Source organism: Bacillus sp. 103mf (genome assembly GCF_900116295.1).
GTDB lineage: Bacteria > Bacillota > Bacilli > Bacillales > Bacillaceae_G > Bacillus_A > Bacillus_A bruguierae.
The window spans coordinates 290,052-310,132 of sequence record NZ_FPAF01000001.1 but is presented as its reverse complement, the minus strand read 5'-3'; the positions used below and the strand labels follow the sequence as shown (position 1 = coordinate 310,132).

Genomic DNA, 20,081 nt, shown 5'->3' with positions numbered 1-20,081 from the left:
TCACCCCTGTTCTTCTTTTGCTTTTTGTTGATATTCCTTGTGATAGCGCTCCATTTTTTTGCTTTTTTCGTATGCGGAATTTACATCATGTCCAAATTGATCTACGGAACTTCTTTGCGCCCCTTTATTCACGTGCTTTGTCATTTGTCTCACCTCTCTTTATGGAATAGTATTTACGGATATGTGCAAAAAACATGCAATAAAATAATACTTTCATGAGTGGTATTTTTCGTTACTAATGATGATAAGGAGGATTAAGCGGAATGTTTTTTTGATTAGGATAGGGGAAAGTAGAAAAACCCTTTACAAAAAAAGTAAAGGGTTCATTTGTTTATCGATCACTGAAATGTTCAATCTTTTCTACACTACGATGTGGCAAATGCCATTTGTAATAGATAGAAATCATACGGAAACATACGATAAGAACGAATAAAATATACAATGCTGAGTCACTCGTAACAATTTTAGCACCAATTAACAATCCGGCCAAAATTGTCCAAAGTGCATAAATCTCTGATTGTAGTACAAGTGGTTTTCGGCGTGCTAATAAATCACGGATAATACCACCCCCGATTCCTGTTAACACAGATGCTACAATCGTTGCGCTAATTGGCAAGTTTAGTTTTTGTGCATATAGTGCACCTTGAATTGCAAAAGCAGATAAACCAATTGCATCGGTGATATTTTCCCAGCGCTTCCAATGTTTGATAAGTTTATTTGGAAATAAGAAGATAATAGTTATTGATAATAGTGCAATTTGAAATAGCATATCTTGTTGCCAAAACGAAACAATTGGATAACCGATTAATAAATTGCGCATTGCGCCTCCTCCGAAGGCGGTTGCCATCCCTAAAATATAAACCCCAAAAATATCATATTCTTCTTCCATCGCGATGATTGCTCCGCTTAAAGCAAAGGCAATTGTACCAATGATGCTAAATAAATCCCATGCCATGAAATTCTCCCCCACTAACTAGATGAAATGTTTTTACTCTGCTATTATATTAGAAGGTTTAATTTTCGAAAAGGATGAGTGAAGATATTTGTTAGAAAAAAAAGAAAAAGTGATACTAGTTGGCTGTCAATTACCCCAAGATGATGACGAACGTTTTGAACATTCAATGGAAGAGCTAGCTTCATTAGCAAAAACAGCACAAGCAGAAGTGTTAGTTATGGCGGTGCAAAAGCGTTCTAAGTTCCATCCAGCAACGTATATCGGGAAGGGGAAGTTAGAAGAGCTTACTTTGCTTGCAGAAGAACTAGAACCAGATGTTATTATTTTTAATAATGAATTAACACCGAGCCAAATTCGAAATTTATCAGCACAGTTAGATGCGAGAGTTATTGATCGTACACAACTGATATTAGATATTTTTGCTCAGCGCGCGAAGTCGAGAGAAGGGAAATTGCAAGTGGAACTTGCGCAGCTTCAATATGCGTTGCCGCGTCTTGTAGGACAAGGGCAAGCGTTATCTCGTCTTGGTGGTGGTATTGGAACAAGAGGTCCGGGGGAAACGAAGTTAGAAACGGATCGTCGTCATATTCGTTCTCGCATTGATGAAATTAAACGGCAACTCTCTGGTGTAGTAGAGCATCGCAAAAGATACCGTGAACGACGTAAGGAAAATCAGGTTTTTCAAGTTTCTTTAGTTGGATACACGAATGCTGGAAAATCTACGCTGTTTAACAGATTAACAGCGGCTGATACATTTGAGGAAGACTTACTGTTTGCAACTCTTGATCCGACGACACGTAAAATGCAGTTGCCATGTGGATATACAGTGTTATTAACAGATACAGTTGGGTTTATTCAAGATTTACCGACATCGTTAGTTGCAGCATTTCGTTCCACGTTAGAAGAAGTAAATGAAGCGGACGTTATTTTGCATGTTATCGATTCAGCTGATCCAAATTATATTGGGCATGAAGAAACGGTGAAAAAATTATTGCAAGATCTTGAATTTGATCACATTCCAATTATTACTGTGTACAATAAAAAAGATAAGTTACATCCAAACTTCATTCCGTTCCCGAAGAATGATTTTATTATGACAAGTGCTTTTCAAGCGGTGGATTTAGAAAAATTAAAAGAAGTTGTAGAAATAGAAATGATGAAGCGAATGGATTCGTATGAATTAATGATTCCGGTGCATGAAGGCAGATTGTTGACGCTTTTAAAAACAGAAACAGTATTAAAAGCAATGACGTTTCGAGAAGAGAAGCAAGCATACGAATGTACAGGGTATATTTTTGCTCATTCTCCGCTAAACGGACAAATCCATAAATATTCAACGAGAAAAGGAGAAGAGAAAGAAGATGTTTAATCGATTGAAGAATGGGGAAAAGATTGCCCCGATTGTAAAAGAAGTAGAAATGCAAGTTGCGGGAATACATAAATATATTGATGGAGTAATTGAAAGTAATCAATTTCGTGTGTTAGAAAGTTTTCGTAATCATAAAATTAGTGACGTGCATTTTATTCCAACAACAGGATATGGCTATGATGATATCGGCCGTGATACGTTAGAAAAAGTGTATGCTGATGTATTTGGGGCAGAAGCAGGTCTCGTGCGTCCGCAAATTATTTCTGGAACTCATGCAATCTCTACAGCGTTGTTTGGAATTTTACGCCCTGGTGATGAATTGTTATATATAACTGGGAAGCCATATGATACGTTAGAAGAAATTGTTGGTGTTCGCGGAAAAGGTGTTGGCTCATTTAAAGAGTATAATATCGGTTACCAGGCAGTTGCTTTAACAGAAGAGGGACGTGTTGATTTTGCTGCAGTGCAAGCGGCAATCCATGAAAATACAAAAATGATTGGGATTCAACGTTCAAAGGGCTATGCAACTCGCCCGTCATTTACAATTGCCGAAATTAAAGAAATGATTGCATTTGTAAAAGAAATTAAACCGGATGTTGTTGTGTTTGTAGACAACTGCTACGGAGAATTTGTAGAAGAGCTAGAACCGTGTCATGTCGATGCAGATTTAATGGCAGGTTCACTTATTAAAAATCCGGGTGGCGGCATTGTGAAAACGGGCGGCTATATTGTTGGAAAAGAGCAATATGTAGAAGCGTGTGCATATCGTTTAACGTCCCCAGGTATTGGAGCAGAAGCTGGTGCATCTTTATATAGTTTACAAGAGATGTATCAAGGGTTTTTCTTAGCGCCACATGTTGCTGGTCAAGCACTAAAAGGTGCGATTTTTACAGCGGCCTTTTTAGAAAGGCTTGGTATGAATACATCGCCAACTTGGGATGCGCCGCGAACAGATTTAATACAATCTGTTCAATTTGATGATAAAGAACGTATGATTGCATTTTGCCAAGCGATTCAATATGCATCACCGATTAATGCGCATTTTACACCATATCCAAATTACATGCCGGGGTATGAAGACGATGTGATTATGGCTGCAGGTACATTTATTCAAGGTGCGAGTATTGAATTATCAGCAGATGGTCCAATTCGTCCGCCTTATGTTGCTTATGTACAGGGGGGCTTAACATATTCGCATGTGAAGATTGCGATTTGTTCTGCTATTGATACGCTTATTGAAAAAAATCTATTAGTAATTTCTTAAATAAAGGCTGCCAATTTTGGCGGCTTTTTTGTATATAAGTAATGAATTGAGCCATTTTAATAAGAGTGAAAAAATTTTTCGGAAAAACCATGTAAGAAAAGCTAACATCTGTTGACATGATACATAACATGGTATAGAATGAGAATCAAGTTAAGGCGAAGGGGGAACTGAAGTGACGCAAAATGATCGACGTTCTGCTCCGCTGTTTCCAATAAGTATAGTTATGGATTTAACACAATTATCTGCACGTCAAATTCGTTACTATGAAGAACATAAATTGATTTCCCCAACCCGTACAAAAGGAAATCGTAGATTATTTTCATTTAACGATGTAGATAAATTGTTAGAGATTAAAGATTTGTTAGATCAAGGTTTAAACATGGCTGGTATTAAGCAAGTACTACTAATGAAGGAAAATCAATCAGAGGCGAAACAAGTAAGAGAAGAAGTGAAGGAAATTTCGAAATCTGAGCTTCGTAAAATTCTTCGAGATGAACTGCAACATACAGGCAGATTTAATCGAACGTCTTTACGACAAGGTGATATTTCAAGGTTTTTTCATTAATGATTGATAATTTTGAGAATGTTTAGAGGGACTAAGGAGGAATTGAACATGGCAAAGTACACAAAAGAAGATATTTTCCGTTTAGCGAAAGAAGAGAATGTAAAGTATATCCGTCTGCAATTTACGGATCTTTTAGGAAGTATTAAAAACGTAGAAATTCCAGTTAGTCAGTTAACAAAAGCTCTAGATAACAAAATGATGTTTGACGGATCTTCTATTGAAGGATTTGTTCGCATTGAAGAATCTGACATGTACTTATATCCAGACTTAGATACATGGGTAGTCTTCCCGTGGACTGCTGAAAAAGGGAAAGTAGCGAGATTAATTTGTGATATTTATAATGCAGACGGTACACCGTTTGAAGGTGATCCACGTAACAACTTAAAACGCATGTTAAAAGAAATGGAAGAACTAGGCTTCACTGATTTCAATCTTGGGCCAGAGCCGGAGTTTTTCTTATTTAAAGTTGATGAAAAAGGAAATCCAACATTAGAATTAAATGATAATGGTGGATATTTCGACCTTGCTCCGATGGATTTAGGGGAAAACTGCCGTCGTGATATCGTTCTTGAACTTGAAGAAATGGGCTTTGAAATTGAAGCATCTCACCATGAAGTTGCACCAGGGCAACATGAAATTGACTTCAAATATGCAAGTGCAATTAAGGCATGCGACGATATTCAAACGTTTAAACTTGTTGTAAAAACAATCGCGCGTAAACACGGTTTACACGCAACATTTATGCCAAAACCACTATTTGGTGTAAACGGTTCTGGTATGCACTGTAACTTATCACTATTCAAAAATGGTGAGAACGTATTCTACGATCAAAATGGTGATTTACAATTAAGTGACGATGCTCGCCACTTCATCGCAGGTATTTTAAAACATGCACCAAGCTTTACAGCTGTAACAAATCCAACTGTAAACTCTTATAAACGTTTAGTACCTGGATATGAAGCACCTTGTTACGTAGCGTGGTCTGCACAAAACCGTAGCCCGTTAATCCGTATCCCTGCATCTCGCGGTGTAAGTACGCGTGTAGAAGTACGTAGCGTAGACCCAGCTGCAAACCCATATTTAGCAATGGCTGTATTACTAGCAGCAGGTCTTGATGGGATTAAAAATAAACTAGCGGTACCACCTGCGGTAGATCGTAACATTTATGTAATGACTCCAGAAGAACGCGAAAAAGCAGGCATTATTGATTTGCCAGCTACATTAGCACAAGCATTAAATGAACTAAAATCAAGCGAAATCATTTGCGGTGCGTTAGGAGAACACTTACTTGAGCACTTTATTGAAGCGAAAGAAATTGAGTGGGATATGTTCCGTACGCAAGTTCACCAATGGGAACGCGATCAATATATGACTCTTTACTAAGAGTTGGAAGCCTTGATACTACTTGTATCGGGGCTTTTTTCTTTTTGTGGCTAAATCAATGTTAAAAGTATGAAAAGAAAAACAGCCACAAAAAATCGAAAAAATTTTTTAACCCAAAACATCATTCATATAGGCTTCAAATTCTGCGATGGAATCTTTATTAATCTTGTCACTAATATGTGAATAAACGTTCGAAGTGATTTCGATATTTTTATGTCCCAAACGATCTTGAATGTATTTCATACTTGCACCAGATTCTAATAGAAGAACCGCATGTGTATGTCGAAGCGAATGAATTTCTAATTTTGGTAAATCTGCTTTCTTAAGGATTCGAGAAAAAGCGTTGAATAAAGTTGATTTCGGTAAAAAACTACCGTCTACTTTAGTGAATACTAAATCTAATTCATGTTTATACGCTTCTTGTAAAACAAGTTTGTTTTCGTTTTGCCATTTCTTATGATTAAGTAAGTCGTTAACTAATAGTTTAGGTATTAAAATGGTACGGCGAGAAGTAAAGGTTTTTGTATCTCCAAAAAGGTTCTCACCTTTTTTGGCTGAAAAATCTAATGTTTTAGTGATGTTGATTGTTTGTTCTTTGAAATCAATATCACTCCATTGTAATGCTGCAGCTTCACCTTTTCGCATGCCTGTATTGATTAGAGTTTTGAAAAAGATATAATAGATATAGTTATATTGATAAGTATTTTTTAGAAAAAGAGGGATGTCTTCAGTTCGCATATACTTGAGACATTCTTTTTCTTTATTGTTTTTATTAGAAATTACTATGTCTTCACAAGGGTTGTATTCAATTTTTTTTAAACTAACAGCTTTTTTCATAGCGTTATGCATTGTACCATGGATAATTTCTATTGTGCGTTTACTATATCCTTTATCAGTCAAGTGATTGATGAAATTTTGATACATCATAGGTTTAATCTCTTTTAAGTTGATGTTCTTGAAATAAGGAATTAAATGTTTTGCAATATTACGCTCATGTAGAATAAAAGTGTTTTTTCTAACTGTATTTTCTTTAAATAATTTTAACCAGTCACGAAGGTAATACTTTAATGATGTAAGGGTGCTTTCAACTTCTAAACCATTCAATATTTTTTTCTTCTTCAGCCGCAGCGATTTGGGCTTCTTTTTTTGTTTTGAATCCACGTTTAGTTTTTTCTTTAAACTCTTGAGTATAAGGGTCTTTGAATTTAATACGATATTGCCAGCCGTTACTTACTTTTCGAAAACTAGCCATTTTATTTCCTCTCCTTCAATAAAATGTATAAAACTCTAAGAGTTCCACTGGGATATTATTTTTATATGCTATACATGCTTTTGTATCTCCAAGATTAATGGTTGTATCATCAATTAACAAAAGCGCAGCAAAAGTATTTGCTTCTATCTCTAATTTATCAACAGAAAAAAATGTGTTCTTACGCAGAAAAGGTGTATTTGCATGAGTGTGTAGGATTGCATGTCCTAATTCATGAGCACAAACCGTTCTTTGCATGGATGGAGATAAATTATTATTAATAACAATAAAACGATTTCTTTTTTCATATTTGTAAAATCCGTTTATTTCCTCGTGTAGATCCCAGTTTAGTATATTAATCTTTAAGTAATCTGCAAGCTCATAGGGGTTATTCGTGTTGTATTTTTTGCAAAGTTGTTTGACTAGATCTCTTATGACGAATTTCAATGTTTTCCCTCCTAAGCTCGCATCAGTTATTGTTAGTATTACGATATTTCTTAGGAACGTATTTTTTATTGATTACTTTAGTTTGTTTCACGATGTATTCCATTGCGTCCAATAACGATTCTACAGCTTCCGGACTCATAGGTTCGCCAGAGAACATTAAACCATCTTCACCTTGAAGATCTCTTTTTATTTCTTCCATTCTCTTTGCTATGTCTTTTTCATCTTTTGAAGTAAGGTTACTTGTTTGAGTAGCTCCATCTTCAGTAAGTAATAAATTAATATCAATATCTAAAGCGGAAGCGATTGTTCTTAATGTGTCTAAACTAGGATTGTATCTTCCACTTTCAAGATCGCCTAAATACGAGCGTGAAATATTAGCTTTTTCTGCTAAGGCTTTTTGTGTCATTTTCTTTTCTTTCCTATATTTTTTTATGTTTATTGATATGCTCATAAGGCATGTTTCCCTCCTAAAATGTCGGTATTATCGACCTTTATGAAAAGTTTAATGCAAAAATGACGGAAAAACAATATAAAATCTATTTACAATATGACGGAAATACCGTACAATAATTTTTGTAAGGCGGTGATTAACTGATGGAACACCATGAAACACTGGGGATGATAGTCAAAAAAAGTCGTCAAAATAAAAAGTTGCGACAAATTGAAGTATCAAAATCAGCTTCTATATCTAGGAATTACCTTTCCGATATTGAAAATGACAGGTATACTCCTAGTTTGAAAACTTTTATAAGGTTAGCTTCTGTTTTGGAGTTAGACCTTAATTTATTGACAAAAATGACGGAAATACAAGTTAAATATAGTGGGGAGGAGTCGAAATGTACGACCAACTAGCTGTAGTGGAAGAGAAGTTTTCATTAGGAGTTATAAATCAGGGTGGAAAATTGTTAGTTGATAGTAGAGAAGTTGCAAATATGATAGGTAAACGTCACACGGATTTATTAAGAAGTATTGAAAATTATATAAAAATTTTAGAAAACGCAAAAATGCGTTCTCAGAATTTTTTTGTAGAGGACAATTATACCACTGAGGGTAATAACAAAGCTTACAAAAAGTATCTCTTAACTCGTAAGGGTTGTGACTTGGTAGCAAATAAATTAACCGGTGAAAAGGGAGTACTTTTTACTGCTACATATGTTATGCAATTTGAAAAAATGAAAAGGCAAATACAAGGGGAGCAAGAAATGCTAGGAAACACTTACAGTCAAATTAAACTGCTAGCAACAGGGACACTGGATTTAAACAACAGAGTTACATCCTTAGAAGAAAAAATTGAAACGCAATTAACTATTGATTACGGTCAGCAACGTATTCTGGAGAAGAGTAAAGCCAAAAGAATCTACTTCTTATGGGAAAACGAGCATGTAGATAGAGAAATACATGATTCTACTCGCAAGCTATTCGGATTATTGGGGCGTAATTTGAAAGATACATTCAATGTTAATAGTTATCGTGACATTTTGAAGAAGGATTTTGAGGAAGCTTTGAACTTTATAAATGGCTGGAGACCAATAGTTTGAAACTCGGGGGGAAATGAGTATGTTAAATGTTCAAATAGACGAGGATGTTGTGAAGAAATTATGTGTGGAAGAAATTCAAAAGAAGGTTAAAAAATATGATGCTGAATTAACATTTTGAGATACCAAAGAACTTAAAAAGCGTGTATGTATGTCGTGGAATACAATTCAAGATCAGTTTTTCTTTGATCCGCGGTTCCCAAAATTTAAAGTGGATAAGAAATGGTATTTTCCAGCAAAACAGGTTCAAGCGTTTTTAATAGAGTGGGCAGAAGAAAGGATGGATTAATTATGTTAATAATCGATTACAACAATGTAAAAGTATCTGATTATCTTAGATTACTAGCTCATTATACGTTACCAAATAAAAAGCAACGTCGTTTAATTGAGAACAGATTTATATGTTTAAACGCTCTGATTAAAAAAAAGGAAGGTGAATCTAATGGAAATTGAAAGCTTAGTTTTATCAGAAGATGTAGAGTTAGCAAAATCATTGCGTAACAAGAAGGAGAACTACATAAAGAATCAATTCTTGTTAACTTGCATTGCTAGGCAGAAAAATACAGAAGGTAAAACAAAAGAATTCTATCAAGCTTATAAAGAGTATGAGGAATGGGGAGAAAAAGTTAAAGAATGTAATGAGCAACTAGCAAAGCTGTTCTTCAAAAAGGAAGAGCGTGACCGTGTAGAAATGGTAGCAAATAGAATGCGTGAGGTCGATATACCGGACCATATCATTGAGTACGTGTTAAATGAATAAAAAGAAACCCACGGCAATGGGTTCCTAAAATAAATAGAACTGCATTTATTATAGCAAGTAATTAAAGGTTTGAAAACGTGAGAGGTAGATATTATGGGGATTTTTCGAGTTAAAAAGGATAATAATTATTCTGTCATAAATAATACCAGTTTAAAAGATGAAAGGCTTTCTTGGAAAGCAAAAGGTATTTTGGCATATATTCTTACTCTTCCAGATGATTGGGTGTTTTATAGAGAAGAATTAGCTAGCCATGCGAAAGATGGTATTAACAGTTTGAGAGCTGGGATGCAGGAATTAAAAGAACATGGATATGTTAAACGATTCCCTATAAGGAATGAAAAAAACAAAATTATTAGATGGGAGACTGTTATTTACGAAATCCCAGTGGATGATTTTCCACCGGCTGAAAAGCCACCGGTGGAAAATCGCCAGCTACTAAATACTAATATACAAAGTACTAAAGAACTAAGTACTGATATACAAAATACTAATCATCATGTTGATAATGACATCACAACTCAAAAATTAATTGATGAAGAATTTAAAATAAGTTACAACTTTTTGCTAGGAAAAGGAATCCCTTTAAGTGAAATTGCGATTACAGAATTAGGAGAGTTTTGTAACACTTTAGGAAGCGAACTAATTGTACATGCAGTAAACAAAGCTCTCGATGAAAATGCACCAAAGTGGAGATATATACGTTCCATTCTTAGTAACTGGGAAAAGCAAAAAGTAAAAACATTAAATGATGTTGCTTCATTAGATGCACAGTTTGAGCTTAGTAAGAATAGAAAGAAATCTGGTACAGGATACACACAACGAAATGAAATGGTACCAGAATGGCTACATCAACAAGAAAATGAAGATTCAAGAGAACAGCATCAACAAAATACTCATTCAAATATAGATGAAGAGCGTAAAAGATTAGAAGCTGTATTGCAAAAATATAAATCCTAGGAGATGTTTACATGTTTGATCTATTTAAGGTAGGAGATTGGTGTGACATTTGCGGAGATAAAATAGAAAGTTTCGAAATGCGTTCCATGTATATTGAAGGATGCGAAAAAAACTTTGTCAAAAATGCCGTGATGAAATGGATAAAAGTGTAAAGGTTGTATATTTTTGTGTAATTTAGGGTGTTATAAAAAAGCTGATTGAGCTGTTTGGAAGAAATAAAGTACAGCAATTCAATTTAACTGCAGCCGAACAGTTTGTAAAAGAGAATGACATTTCTATGAAAATAGAAAAACGTGGCGGTAGATTCCACCAAGAACGATTAGGAGAATTTAGTGTATTCTCTACAGCAGAATTAATAACAGTAATTACATTCTTAAAACGAAAGGTTAGTAGCCATTTATGGATGAACGCAGTAATTGGAGCAATCTTAAATCAGCAAATAACAATTACATTATCCCTAGAAGGTAATAGCCATGACTGAACAAATTACGATGGAAGACATGATTTTTGAGCAATTAGATACGTATTTAGTAGACATTGTTACAAATTACGGTTTTAAATTAGAGTTTTGTAAAGCTGAAAATGAAAAAGAAGCACGGCTCTTAATACGTGAGAAATATCGTAAACATTATGATTTTCGAATTCGTAGTGTAGAGGTTTCTAATAGATCTTTAGAAGAAATTGAAGCGTTAGATTAAGAAGGAGAAAAGAAAATGGATTTACAAATAGGTAAAGGTTTTACAAAAGTCTCAATCGGGTATTGAGTTGTTTGTGAGATGGAGAATAGGCCACAAATTACACAAGTTGAAAAAAACATTAAAGATACGCTCAATAATAAAGTAGACTTATGGGTCCGTTGGCATAGCGAAGACTCAATTAATGGTGAATATGGTTACAAAAGTTCGTGGTATTGGACAAAAACAGAATACAAATAGAAAAAAGTAGGTGAATCATCAGTTGTTTAATTGGCTAAAAGATTATCAAAAATTAGAAGAAGAAATTGCGTATTTAGAATACAACTTAGACAAAACAAAAGCTGAATTAAAACGCTGGATCAGTGGTGATTTGCAAGATGTTCGTTTAACTGCTGATTCGGATGGGGCGAAAGTTGAAGGACATCTTGAAGCAATTGAATATGAATTAGCTCATAAGATGAATGAAATGTATGATTTAAAGCATTTGATTAATAAGTTTACAGGATTGGATCATCGAATACTTAGAATGAAGTATATCGATGGAATGACTTTAGAACAAATCTCTTATGATCTACATTATAGTTCAGGGTATATTCGACGTAAGCATGCTGAAATAAGAAAGATTGTCAAGTGTCTAGATGAATTTTAATGTTACCTTTATGTAGGTTACATGTGGTGTACAGAAACCATTGAAAAAATGATTTATAGTAGTAATATAAGATTTTGACGAAAGGGCAACTATTGTATGGTTGCTCTTTTTCTTGTGAAAGAAGGTGAGTACTATGAATTAATTTTACATAATAATGAGCATTTAGCAGTTAGATGTACTTGGTAAAGTAGTAGGTTTTTTAGACAGAAAATAATAGGGAAAATAAGGAGATGTTTAGTAATGAATACATTAGTTGCTTCAGCTAAAACAGTGAATCTGCCGCAACAGGTTCTACGATGGCAGACAATGGTGGAAGAAGAATGTAATGCACAAGGTGTACCAGAATTAGTGCCTTATGTGCTTGGAATTATTATGGTGGAAAGTGGTGGGAATGCTGAAACGACTCCCGATATTATGCAGTCAAGTGAATCCCAAGGAAGACCTGCGAATTCAATTAACAACCCTAAGGAATCCATTCATTACGGAGTAATGCACTTAAAAGGATCTTTTGAAGATGCAAAGAAGTACGGTATTACTGATTTAAGTGCTATTGTTCAAACATATAATTTTGGACGTGCTTACATTCGTTGGTTAGCTTCTAACAATAAACAGCATTCACTACCGGTGGCAGACCTTTATTCTAAAACTGTTGTTGCACCATCTCTTGGGAATACAAATGGTACTATGGTTCGGTATAGTCACCCTATCGCTGTGGCATACAATGGTGGCTATAGATATAAAAGTGGTGGGAATTTTTTCTACGCTGAAATTGTTAAACAATATGTGGATTTTAATGGAGGAACTGATCCTACAGATGTAGATACACGCCAGAATATCTCGTTACCGTCTGATTGGCTAACCAATAACTTAGGTTGGCTACAATGTGTGGAACGCCAATCTTGGGTATATAAAGAGCCGAATGAGTTTGTGGAAGTAGTAGGAAAGATTCCTCTCGGAAGTGGTCATGTTTATTTAGCGAACGCATGGGATGGAAAAAGATTTTGGTTTAAAATTGCAAATGACAATTGGGTTCCCGAAACAGCAATGCGTATCGAAAAAGACGGTAAAAGTAAAGGTGTTATTTGGAATGAATGGGATGGATTAGAGTGTTACCATCATGCTAATTATAATAGTGGCATACGTGATCGTGTAGGTGTTGGTCAGTGGGAAATTGAGTTTAGAGATAACAATTGGATTTACATTAAAGATAAAGGGTGGGTAGAATTTGACGAAAAAATCATTCGTTGGATTCGGTAAAAAAAGGGCGGGCTCTTATGAGTCGGTTCTTCTTTGTTTTCACATCAATAATATTAAACTTAAAAATAGTTTTGTTATAGAAAGTATCTTGATATACAACTTTTATGTTGATAAATACGAAGTGGATTTCTTCCTGAGGTGTTAACTATAGAGAAAAGGAGAAGTTTTAGCGTATTTCTTTAACGGTTTTTGTAAGTTCATTCAAAGGTAAACTTATTAGCAGAAAGAGAAAATTTTCTCCAGTAATTAAAAGAGGAGTATGTAAGAATGAAGAAAATAGCAGATATATCTTATTATAATGGAACTATTAATTGGGCAGAAGCGAGTAAAGAGTTGGAGCTTGCGATTATTCGTGTACAATATGGATCTAATAAAATTGATTCAAAGTACAAGGAATATATACAAGGTTGTAAAGCATATGGAGTTCCATTTGGCCATTATGCTTATGGATGTTATACAAGCGTTCAGGATGCTATTGTAGAAGCAAATGATTTTATGAACCGTGCTGACAAGGATGCAAAGTTTCTTGTATTGGATGTAGAAGATGATACACTTGCTAGTTGCGGGCCAACTAACTTGGCAAAAGCGTCTCAGGCTTTCATTGATACTTGCCGTGCAGCAGGGTGGAAAGTTGGATTATATGTATCACATCACATGTATGCAAGTTATGGATTAAATAGTGTAAGTGCAGATTTCCTATGGATTCCTCGTTATGGTGGCAGTAAACCTGCTTATAGCTGTGATATTTGGCAATATACTGATAAAGGTAGCGTTGCAGGCATAACTGGTAATTCTGGTAATGTAGATTTAAACTACTTAGTTGGAAATAAATCTATTGAATGGTTCATAGGAAATGGTTCTGATCCTACAGATGTAGATACACGCCAGAATATCTCGTTACCGTCTGATTGGCTAACCAATAACTTAGGATGGCTACAATGTGTGGAACGCCAATCTTGGGTATATAAAGAGCCGAATGAGTTTGCGGAAGTAGTAGGAAAGATTCCTCTCGGAAGTGGTCATGTTTATTTAGCGAACGCATGGGATGGAAAAAGATTTTGGTTTAAAATTGCAAATGACAATTGGGTTCCCGAAACAGCAATGTGTATCGAAAAAGACGGTAAAAGTAAAGGTGTTATTTGGAATGAATGGGATGGATTAGAGTGTTACCATCATGCTAATTATAATAGTGGCATACGTGATCGGGTAGGTGTTGGTCAGTGGGAAATTGAGTTTAGAGATAACAATTGGATTTACATTAAAGATAAAGGGTGGGTAGAATTTGACGAAAAAATCATTCGTTGGATTCGATAATAAAAGAGATGGCTCTTATTGAAGTGACACCAAAAAGTTAGACGGTTTATTTCATTAGGCAGTTTTTTGGGCATGGGTCCGGTATTGTAAAGGATTCATGCCTTTTAATTTTACCGTAATTCTTTTGTGATTATACTAATGGATATCATTCTGTAATTTTAGTTTAAAATGCTCTAAACTTTCAAGTTTCTTAAGATAAAGTGGAACATAATAGGATACTAGTTTCTAAACTGATCCTTCTGAAAAAACTCTGCAATCAATAGGTCCTGAAATTGCGACATCTAAATATTCAATTGGCTGGGGTGTTATTCTATATAGCCAACCACAAGGTGGATATTTTATGGATAACGTAATTAATGATAAAACACCGTATTTTATTTTAAGTGCAGCTTGGTATGAACAACCTATGTTATACCTTGGAAACAGTACATGGTTAAAAGAAGAACATTTTGATATTAGGTAACGGCAAGAGAGCTTTTCGTTCTGTTCATCTTAAGATTTGAAAAACTAGAATATATCCAAAAAATAACAAATATAGACAGTGAGCGAAGGTGCTCATGTAAGTACCTTTTTTACATTGTGTAAAAATAGAGAGGAAGATTAATATGGCAAAATTTATTTATCCAACAGATACAACGAGAGTAACAAGTGGTTTTAGAGGTGACAGACCAGATCATCATGGGGTAGACCTTGCTGAAGCGGGTGATCATCCGATTTATGCAGCGGCTAGTGGGAAAGTCAGTCGTTCTTATCCTTCATCCAGTTATGGTGAATGTATTATGATTGTGCATACTATAGATGGAGTTATATGGGAAACTGTATACGCTCATATGCGTAGTGGTTCTCGAACGGTTAAAGAAGGCGATTATGTTACACAAGGACAAACAATTGGAGTTATGGGGAACACGGGGCAGTCTAGTGGCCAACACTTACACTTTGAATTGCATAAAGGACGCTGGGATATTAATAAGAGTAATGCTGTGAACCCGTTAGACTACTTGGGGAAAGGGGACGGTGGCAACACTGATCCTACGGATGTAGATACACGTCAGAATATCTCGTTACCGTCTGATTGGCTAACCAATAACTTAGGTTGGTTGCAATGTATGCAACGCCAATCTTGGGTATATAAAGAGCCAAATGAGTTTGCGGAAGTAGTAGGAAAGATTCCTCTTGGCAGTGGTCATGTTTATTTAGCAAACGCATGGGATGGAAAAAGATTTTGGTTTAAAATTGCAAATGACAATTGGGTTCCTGAAACAGCAATGCGTATCGAAAAAGACGGTAAAAGTAAAGGTGTCATTTGGAATGAATGGAATGGATTAGAGTGTTACCATCATGCTAATTATAATAGTGGCATACGTGATCGTGTAGGTGTTGGTCAGTGGGAAATTGAGTTTAGAGATAACAACTGGATTTACATTAAAGATAAAGGTTGGGTAGAATTTGACGAAAAAATCATCCGTTGGATTCGATAATAAAAGAGACGGCTCTTATTGAAGTGACACCAAAAAGTTAGACAGTTTATTACATTAGGCAGCTTCTTGGGCATGGGTCCGATATTTTAAAGGACTCATGCCTTTTTTAATTTTACCGTAATTCTTAGGGAGTGCTTTTTATTATGCGTGCCCAGCTAAGCTGGACACTGCTTACTGATGAAAGTCCAGTCTAGGTAAGAACCAAGTCGCCTAGTAGCTGACAGGCAACTGGTGGAGAAATCCTAAGGTTGAAGCCCTATGACAAAGTAACTTCTAATAGAAGTGCGAGCGAATCAGCAGACCGTAACATAAAGTGAACCTTGCCGCCTCGTCAAAAGCAACCTAGGAATAGGACAAAGGGAAGTCGAGCCTGGAGAATATAGGCGAAGACCATGGAAGATGTGAAGAACTTGGAAGCGCAGCATCGAGGAATCCCTCGGGGTACGGAGGGTGGTATGTTGAGTAAGTAGTTGAAAGCCAAAGAAAGAAGAACATCGGAAAGCCGTATGAGGGAAAACCTCACGTACGGTTTGATGAGGGGAAGCTGGAACAGAAAAGAGATGGCAAAGCCATCTCCAAAGAAATCTGTTTCAGTTTTCTACTCTACGAAAGGAGATGAGAACTATAGGTGAGGAATATATGAAATTAGTTAATAAATCGATAGCCGATTTGAGTTAGAAAAAAATCAACAGTATTAGAACCGAAACTATTATGGGAGGTGGCATTATGCCATTGGAATCATTATCAAATATTTTAAATAAAAAATTCGAGAATTTCTTAGAGCATCAAAAAGTTCTGTATTCCACTAATATCTTGCTTGATGGCCAGTTAGATTTCCCTCAAGGATTCGCTATAAATCAGGAAAAAAATGAGTTGTATATATCCCGGCAGATAAACGGTGGAACAGATGTTAAAATCAGCAGATATTCCCTGCCAAATTGTGATTTGATAGACACAAAGTCATTCGCAAAATCAAAGGGTGCTTTTCAAGAAGGATTACCATTCTATTATGATATTAACAACAAGTTATGTTTCCTAGTTCGGACTACTTATGATAAGAATCTAGCCATCTTTAATTACGATGATGGAGTATTAGGAGATAATACTCCTGTTTTAGGAGGTTCAAAACTAGGGAAAGATAAAGATAATAAGTATTTAGTTACTTCTTTTGGTAGTGCAGATCGAACAGAGGGTGTGTATATTTATGATTTTAAATCTGTTGTAAATAGTGAACCCATTTTAATTAAAACCATCTTTTTTAGCAACGTTATCGCTAATGGTGAAAAAACACAAGGTCTTACAATTATTGACGATAAAATTGTATTAGGACGTGGGAAAACATACCCTGTCTTAACGGTTATTGATTTTAATAACACTATATTAAGTACTATTGAACTTAACAAAAAAGAGTTAGGAGCGTTAGTTAGAAGATTTGATAACCAAAATATAGACATTAATAATTTTAGGTATGAAAACGAAGGTGTGACATTCTATGAATACAATGGCAGCTTCGTCCCTGTTGTATGTCATATTATTGGTAGTAAAATGTATTTCTCGTTATGTGGATTACTGGAGTTCGAAAAAATTAACACTTCTTTGAATACAGAAATTTCGGTTTCTAATTCAATTAAATGGATTGATGCAACTCTAGAACCAGGCGTAACTAACTATGGTGTTGACGTTCCTGTAAGGTACGGAAAAGATAGTAATGGAATTGTATATTTCGAAGGAGTATGTACCCATTCTTATACAAGTCAAGATCCTAATTTAGTATTGTTTAAATTGCCTTTTCCATATGCTCCTAAACGTAATAAGTTTCACAATACCCAAGCTTCTGGTGGAGCAGACAAGCGAAATAGAATTGAAATAAAAACGAATGGGGATGTGATTTTAGTTACTACCACATCAATAACAACAAAACCATTCACTGCTTTAGATGGTATATTTTTTAATGTGGAGTAAGGAATTGTTGAGTAATAATTGTTTTTAAGCAAAGAGGGATAAATCGTCTCTCTTTTTATTTTGAAAGGAGATGCAAACAATTGGATCGTATCGATGTATTAACTAAATCATTTATAGCTGCCTTCGGTGGCTTTTGCGGTTATTTTTTAGGGGGGTGGGATGTGTCGCTGAAAATTCTAATTACGATGGCTGCAATTGACTATATTACTGGAATGATTGCTGCAGGATATAACGGGGAGTTAAAAAGTAAAATCGGATTTCGAGGCATTGCCAAAAAGGTAGTGCTTTTTTTATTGGTCGGAGCTGCTGCTCAAGTAGATGTCATGTTTGGAAGTAACAGCGCGATTCGTGAAGCAACTATCTTTTTCTTTGCAGGAAATGAATTGTTATCAATCCTAGAAAATGCAGGTCGTATGGGTATTAAGTTACCAACTGCACTAACAAATGCTGTTGAGATTTTAAATAACAAAAATAAAGGAGAGAATAAATAATGGGATACATTGTAGATATTTCAAAATACAACGACAATATTAATTGGGATGTAGCTGCTCCAAATCTTGATTTAGCAATTTGCCGTGTGCAATATGGTTCAAATAAAGTAGACGCTCTATATAAACAGCATGTAGCAAATCTAGAATCACGTAGTATTCCACACGCTGCTTATGCGTATGGTTGTTTCGTATCTGTGGAAGATGCAATTGTGGAAGCAAAAGACTTTATAAATCGTGTGAGTAAAAACGCTAAATTTCTAGTTTTAGATGTGGAAGATGATACTTTAGCAAGCTGTGGAGCTACTAATCTAGCAAAGGCGTCACAGGTATTCATTGATACTTGTAAGGCTGCAGGATGGAAAGTAGGTTTCTATGTATCTCATCATATGTATGGTTCCTATGGGTTGCAAAATGTAAAAGCTGATTTCCTTTGGATTCCTCGCTATGGAGCAAAGCCTGCATATGCATGCGATATTTGGCAGTATGCTGATAATGCAACAGGCGGTTATGTAGAAGGTATCGGCAACTGTGATGTAAATAAACTTATTGGCGATAAGTCACTAGAATGGTTTATAGGAAATGACTCTCAACTTGCTCCTCCACAAGAAGAAGTTTTAGGATACCTTACAACGACTGCTGATGTAGCTAATATCCGTAAAGAACCTAATGTAAATGCACCTATCATGAGAACGGCTGTAAAAGGTCAAGGTCATACATACTACGCATGGCATTGGGATGGTTCACATTTTTGGTATAAAGTTGCCCTTGACAATTGGATGCGTGATGATACAGCAAGTATCAATAAAGATGGAAAATCAAAAGGTGTCGTGTGGGTTAATGCAACTGATGTTAACCTTAGAAAAGGTGCAAGTACAGGCGACCCTGTTATCAATAAAATTACAAAACGTTCTGCTTATGACGTTCATTACCGTTATGAAAATTGGATTTACGTGACAGGTGAAGGCGTTGAAGGTTGGATGTATTTCCATGAGTCATATGTACATTGGATTAGATAAAATAAAAGCCGGCTCTTAATTGAGTCGGCTTTTTTACTATGTATTAAACTTTAGCATACATAAGTAACTCTTTTAATTCTTCTGTAGATAATTTGCTTTCTAACTCTTTACTTAAGTCAAGTATAGAAGTTTTATAATCTACTGCTACTTGTAAGCTATCAGTCTTCTTCTCTTCTGCATTGTCTTAACTACAACCTACCCCTGCTACTAACATGATTGGTACTGCTACTGCTAATAATTTGCGTTTCATTGTTATATACCCCTTTCTACTTAATTTGCTTCACCCATTTCCTTTAATTTCTTATGTGCTTCAACTATACGTTTAGATGAGTTAGACATAGTCTGTAACCCTTGATTGAGAAGAACTCGGTCTTGTTTATCTAAACCGTCTTGAGTTTGACTTACAGACTCTTTTATTAAATCCATAGATTCATTTAGAAGAGATTGTACGTATTTATACTTTTCACCTGGTTCTAACTTCTTAACTTTCTCTGCTGTTTCTAAAAGAGGTTTCGACTTCTCTTTAAACTCTTTTGCTTTTTCTTCTACTGGTTTCTGACTTGTTAAGATGTCATTAATAACTTTTGACTCTTCTGAAATGTCTTTCATCTGATAAGCCATTTGCATTTTGTAGTCTTTCTTCTCTGCTTTGTCTGTTGCACAACCACCTAATAACATGATTGGTAGTGCTAACGTTATTAGTTTCTTTGCTCTCATCAACATATACCCCTTTGA

24 protein-coding genes and 3 pseudogenes are annotated in these 20,081 nt (G+C 35.3%); 20 read left to right on the top strand and 7 right to left on the bottom strand.

The window, feature by feature from the left end:
• Both BM350_RS26715 and BM350_RS01510 read right to left on the bottom strand, forming a co-directional pair.
• Entirely contained in the window at nt 1-144 is a 144-nt protein-coding gene (locus tag BM350_RS26715; RefSeq protein ID WP_170857635.1) for a hypothetical protein, read from the bottom strand.
• A gap of 187 nt (nt 145-331) precedes the next feature.
• On the bottom strand, nt 332-955 hold the full coding sequence (locus BM350_RS01510; protein WP_090912941.1) for a trimeric intracellular cation channel family protein: 624 nt from the start codon (nt 953-955) through the stop codon (nt 332-334).
• Nucleotides 956-1,043: 88 nt separating this feature from the next.
• Between BM350_RS01510 and hflX the strand changes: the two genes are divergently transcribed.
• The 4 genes from hflX to glnA all read left to right on the top strand — a co-directional run bounded on the left by hflX (nt 1,044) and on the right by glnA (nt 5,536).
• A complete protein-coding gene (hflX, locus tag BM350_RS01505) occupies nt 1,044-2,324 on the top strand; it encodes a GTPase HflX (RefSeq protein WP_090912943.1) in 1,281 nt (426 codons plus the stop codon).
• The gene (locus tag BM350_RS01500) at nt 2,317-3,588 is read left to right on the top strand and encodes a methionine gamma-lyase family protein (protein WP_090912945.1); all 1,272 of its coding nucleotides are present in this window, start codon (nt 2,317-2,319) and stop codon (nt 3,586-3,588) included. The genes hflX and BM350_RS01500 overlap by 8 nt, the downstream gene beginning before the upstream one ends.
• Before the next feature lie 223 nt (nt 3,589-3,811).
• Complete coding sequence (locus tag BM350_RS01495; RefSeq protein ID WP_090913681.1) at nt 3,812-4,153, top strand: MerR family transcriptional regulator; 342 nt, start codon at nt 3,812-3,814, stop codon at nt 4,151-4,153.
• A 48-nt stretch (nt 4,154-4,201) separates the two neighbouring features.
• A complete protein-coding gene (gene glnA, locus BM350_RS01490) occupies nt 4,202-5,536 on the top strand; it encodes a type I glutamate--ammonia ligase (RefSeq protein ID WP_090912947.1) in 1,335 nt (444 codons plus the stop codon).
• A gap of 108 nt (nt 5,537-5,644) precedes the next feature.
• On the opposite strand, the pseudogene BM350_RS27210 reads toward glnA, so the two are convergent.
• From BM350_RS27210 to BM350_RS01475, 3 genes and pseudogenes are all read right to left on the bottom strand, one after another.
• Nucleotides 5,645-6,788 (bottom strand): annotated as a pseudogene (locus BM350_RS27210) (site-specific integrase).
• A 15-nt stretch (nt 6,789-6,803) separates the two neighbouring features.
• Complete coding sequence (locus BM350_RS01480; RefSeq protein WP_090912949.1) at nt 6,804-7,232, bottom strand: ImmA/IrrE family metallo-endopeptidase; 429 nt, start codon at nt 7,230-7,232, stop codon at nt 6,804-6,806.
• A 22-nt stretch (nt 7,233-7,254) separates the two neighbouring features.
• Complete coding sequence (locus tag BM350_RS01475) at nt 7,255-7,683, bottom strand: helix-turn-helix domain-containing protein (RefSeq protein ID WP_090912951.1); 429 nt, start codon at nt 7,681-7,683, stop codon at nt 7,255-7,257.
• Between the two features lie 143 nt (nt 7,684-7,826).
• Between BM350_RS01475 and BM350_RS01470 the strand changes: the two genes are divergently transcribed.
• From BM350_RS01470 to BM350_RS01395, 16 genes and pseudogenes are all read left to right on the top strand, one after another.
• Nucleotides 7,827-8,084, top strand: coding sequence for a helix-turn-helix domain-containing protein (locus tag BM350_RS01470; protein ID WP_090912953.1), 258 nt, complete (start codon nt 7,827-7,829; stop codon nt 8,082-8,084).
• Nucleotides 8,069-8,770 (top strand): Rha family transcriptional regulator, encoded by a 702-nt coding sequence (locus BM350_RS01465; RefSeq protein WP_090912955.1) that lies wholly within the window; start codon nt 8,069-8,071, stop codon nt 8,768-8,770. The genes BM350_RS01470 and BM350_RS01465 overlap by 16 nt, the downstream gene beginning before the upstream one ends.
• 19 nt (nt 8,771-8,789) lie before the next feature.
• Nucleotides 8,790-9,056: pseudogene (locus BM350_RS01460) on the top strand (group-specific protein).
• 153 nt (nt 9,057-9,209) lie between these two features.
• A complete protein-coding gene (locus BM350_RS01450; protein ID WP_090912959.1) occupies nt 9,210-9,527 on the top strand; it encodes a hypothetical protein in 318 nt (105 codons plus the stop codon).
• Between the two features lie 93 nt (nt 9,528-9,620).
• Nucleotides 9,621-10,484: a DnaD domain-containing protein gene (locus BM350_RS01445; protein ID WP_090912961.1), complete on the top strand. Its 864-nt coding sequence runs from the start codon at nt 9,621-9,623 to the stop codon at nt 10,482-10,484.
• Between the two features lie 11 nt (nt 10,485-10,495).
• A complete protein-coding gene (locus BM350_RS27975) occupies nt 10,496-10,636 on the top strand; it encodes a hypothetical protein (protein ID WP_348272193.1) in 141 nt (46 codons plus the stop codon).
• 125 nt (nt 10,637-10,761) lie between these two features.
• Entirely contained in the window at nt 10,762-10,965 is a 204-nt protein-coding gene (locus BM350_RS27970; protein ID WP_348272192.1) for a hypothetical protein, read from the top strand.
• Nucleotides 10,958-11,182, top strand: a complete 225-nt coding sequence (locus BM350_RS01435) for a hypothetical protein (protein WP_090686983.1) — start codon at nt 10,958-10,960, stop codon at nt 11,180-11,182. Before BM350_RS27970 ends, BM350_RS01435 begins: the two co-directional genes overlap by 8 nt.
• Nucleotides 11,183-11,441: 259 nt before the next feature.
• Nucleotides 11,442-11,828, top strand: coding sequence for a DUF1492 domain-containing protein (locus BM350_RS01425; protein WP_090912963.1), 387 nt, complete (start codon nt 11,442-11,444; stop codon nt 11,826-11,828).
• A 240-nt stretch (nt 11,829-12,068) separates the two neighbouring features.
• Nucleotides 12,069-13,085 (top strand): lysozyme family protein, encoded by a 1,017-nt coding sequence (locus BM350_RS01420; RefSeq protein WP_090912965.1) that lies wholly within the window; start codon nt 12,069-12,071, stop codon nt 13,083-13,085.
• Nucleotides 13,086-13,352: 267 nt separating this feature from the next.
• Nucleotides 13,353-14,399, top strand: a complete 1,047-nt coding sequence (locus tag BM350_RS01415) for a GH25 family lysozyme (protein ID WP_090912967.1) — start codon at nt 13,353-13,355, stop codon at nt 14,397-14,399.
• Between the two features lie 340 nt (nt 14,400-14,739).
• Nucleotides 14,740-14,862 carry a hypothetical protein gene (locus BM350_RS27820; RefSeq protein WP_280141349.1) on the top strand — a complete coding sequence of 41 codons (123 nt, stop codon included), beginning with the start codon at nt 14,740-14,742 and terminating at the stop codon, nt 14,860-14,862.
• 142 nt (nt 14,863-15,004) lie between these two features.
• Nucleotides 15,005-15,877 (top strand): M23 family metallopeptidase, encoded by an 873-nt coding sequence (locus BM350_RS01410; RefSeq protein WP_090912969.1) that lies wholly within the window; start codon nt 15,005-15,007, stop codon nt 15,875-15,877.
• A gap of 726 nt (nt 15,878-16,603) precedes the next feature.
• A complete protein-coding gene (locus BM350_RS01405; protein WP_090912971.1) occupies nt 16,604-17,839 on the top strand; it encodes a hypothetical protein in 1,236 nt (411 codons plus the stop codon).
• Between the two features lie 80 nt (nt 17,840-17,919).
• The gene (locus BM350_RS01400; RefSeq protein WP_090912973.1) at nt 17,920-18,330 is read left to right on the top strand and encodes a phage holin family protein; all 411 of its coding nucleotides are present in this window, start codon (nt 17,920-17,922) and stop codon (nt 18,328-18,330) included.
• Nucleotides 18,330-19,346, top strand: a complete 1,017-nt coding sequence (locus tag BM350_RS01395; protein WP_090912975.1) for a GH25 family lysozyme — start codon at nt 18,330-18,332, stop codon at nt 19,344-19,346. The genes BM350_RS01400 and BM350_RS01395 overlap by 1 nt, the downstream gene beginning before the upstream one ends.
• A 58-nt stretch (nt 19,347-19,404) precedes the next feature.
• On the opposite strand, the pseudogene BM350_RS27370 reads toward BM350_RS01395, so the two are convergent.
• Nucleotides 19,405-19,596, bottom strand: a pseudogene (locus BM350_RS27370) (hypothetical protein); the annotation flags it as partial.
• Between the two features lie 20 nt (nt 19,597-19,616).
• Nucleotides 19,617-20,063: a hypothetical protein gene (locus BM350_RS01385; RefSeq protein WP_090912976.1), complete on the bottom strand. Its 447-nt coding sequence runs from the start codon at nt 20,061-20,063 to the stop codon at nt 19,617-19,619.
• Between the last annotated feature and the right edge of the window lie 18 nt (nt 20,064-20,081).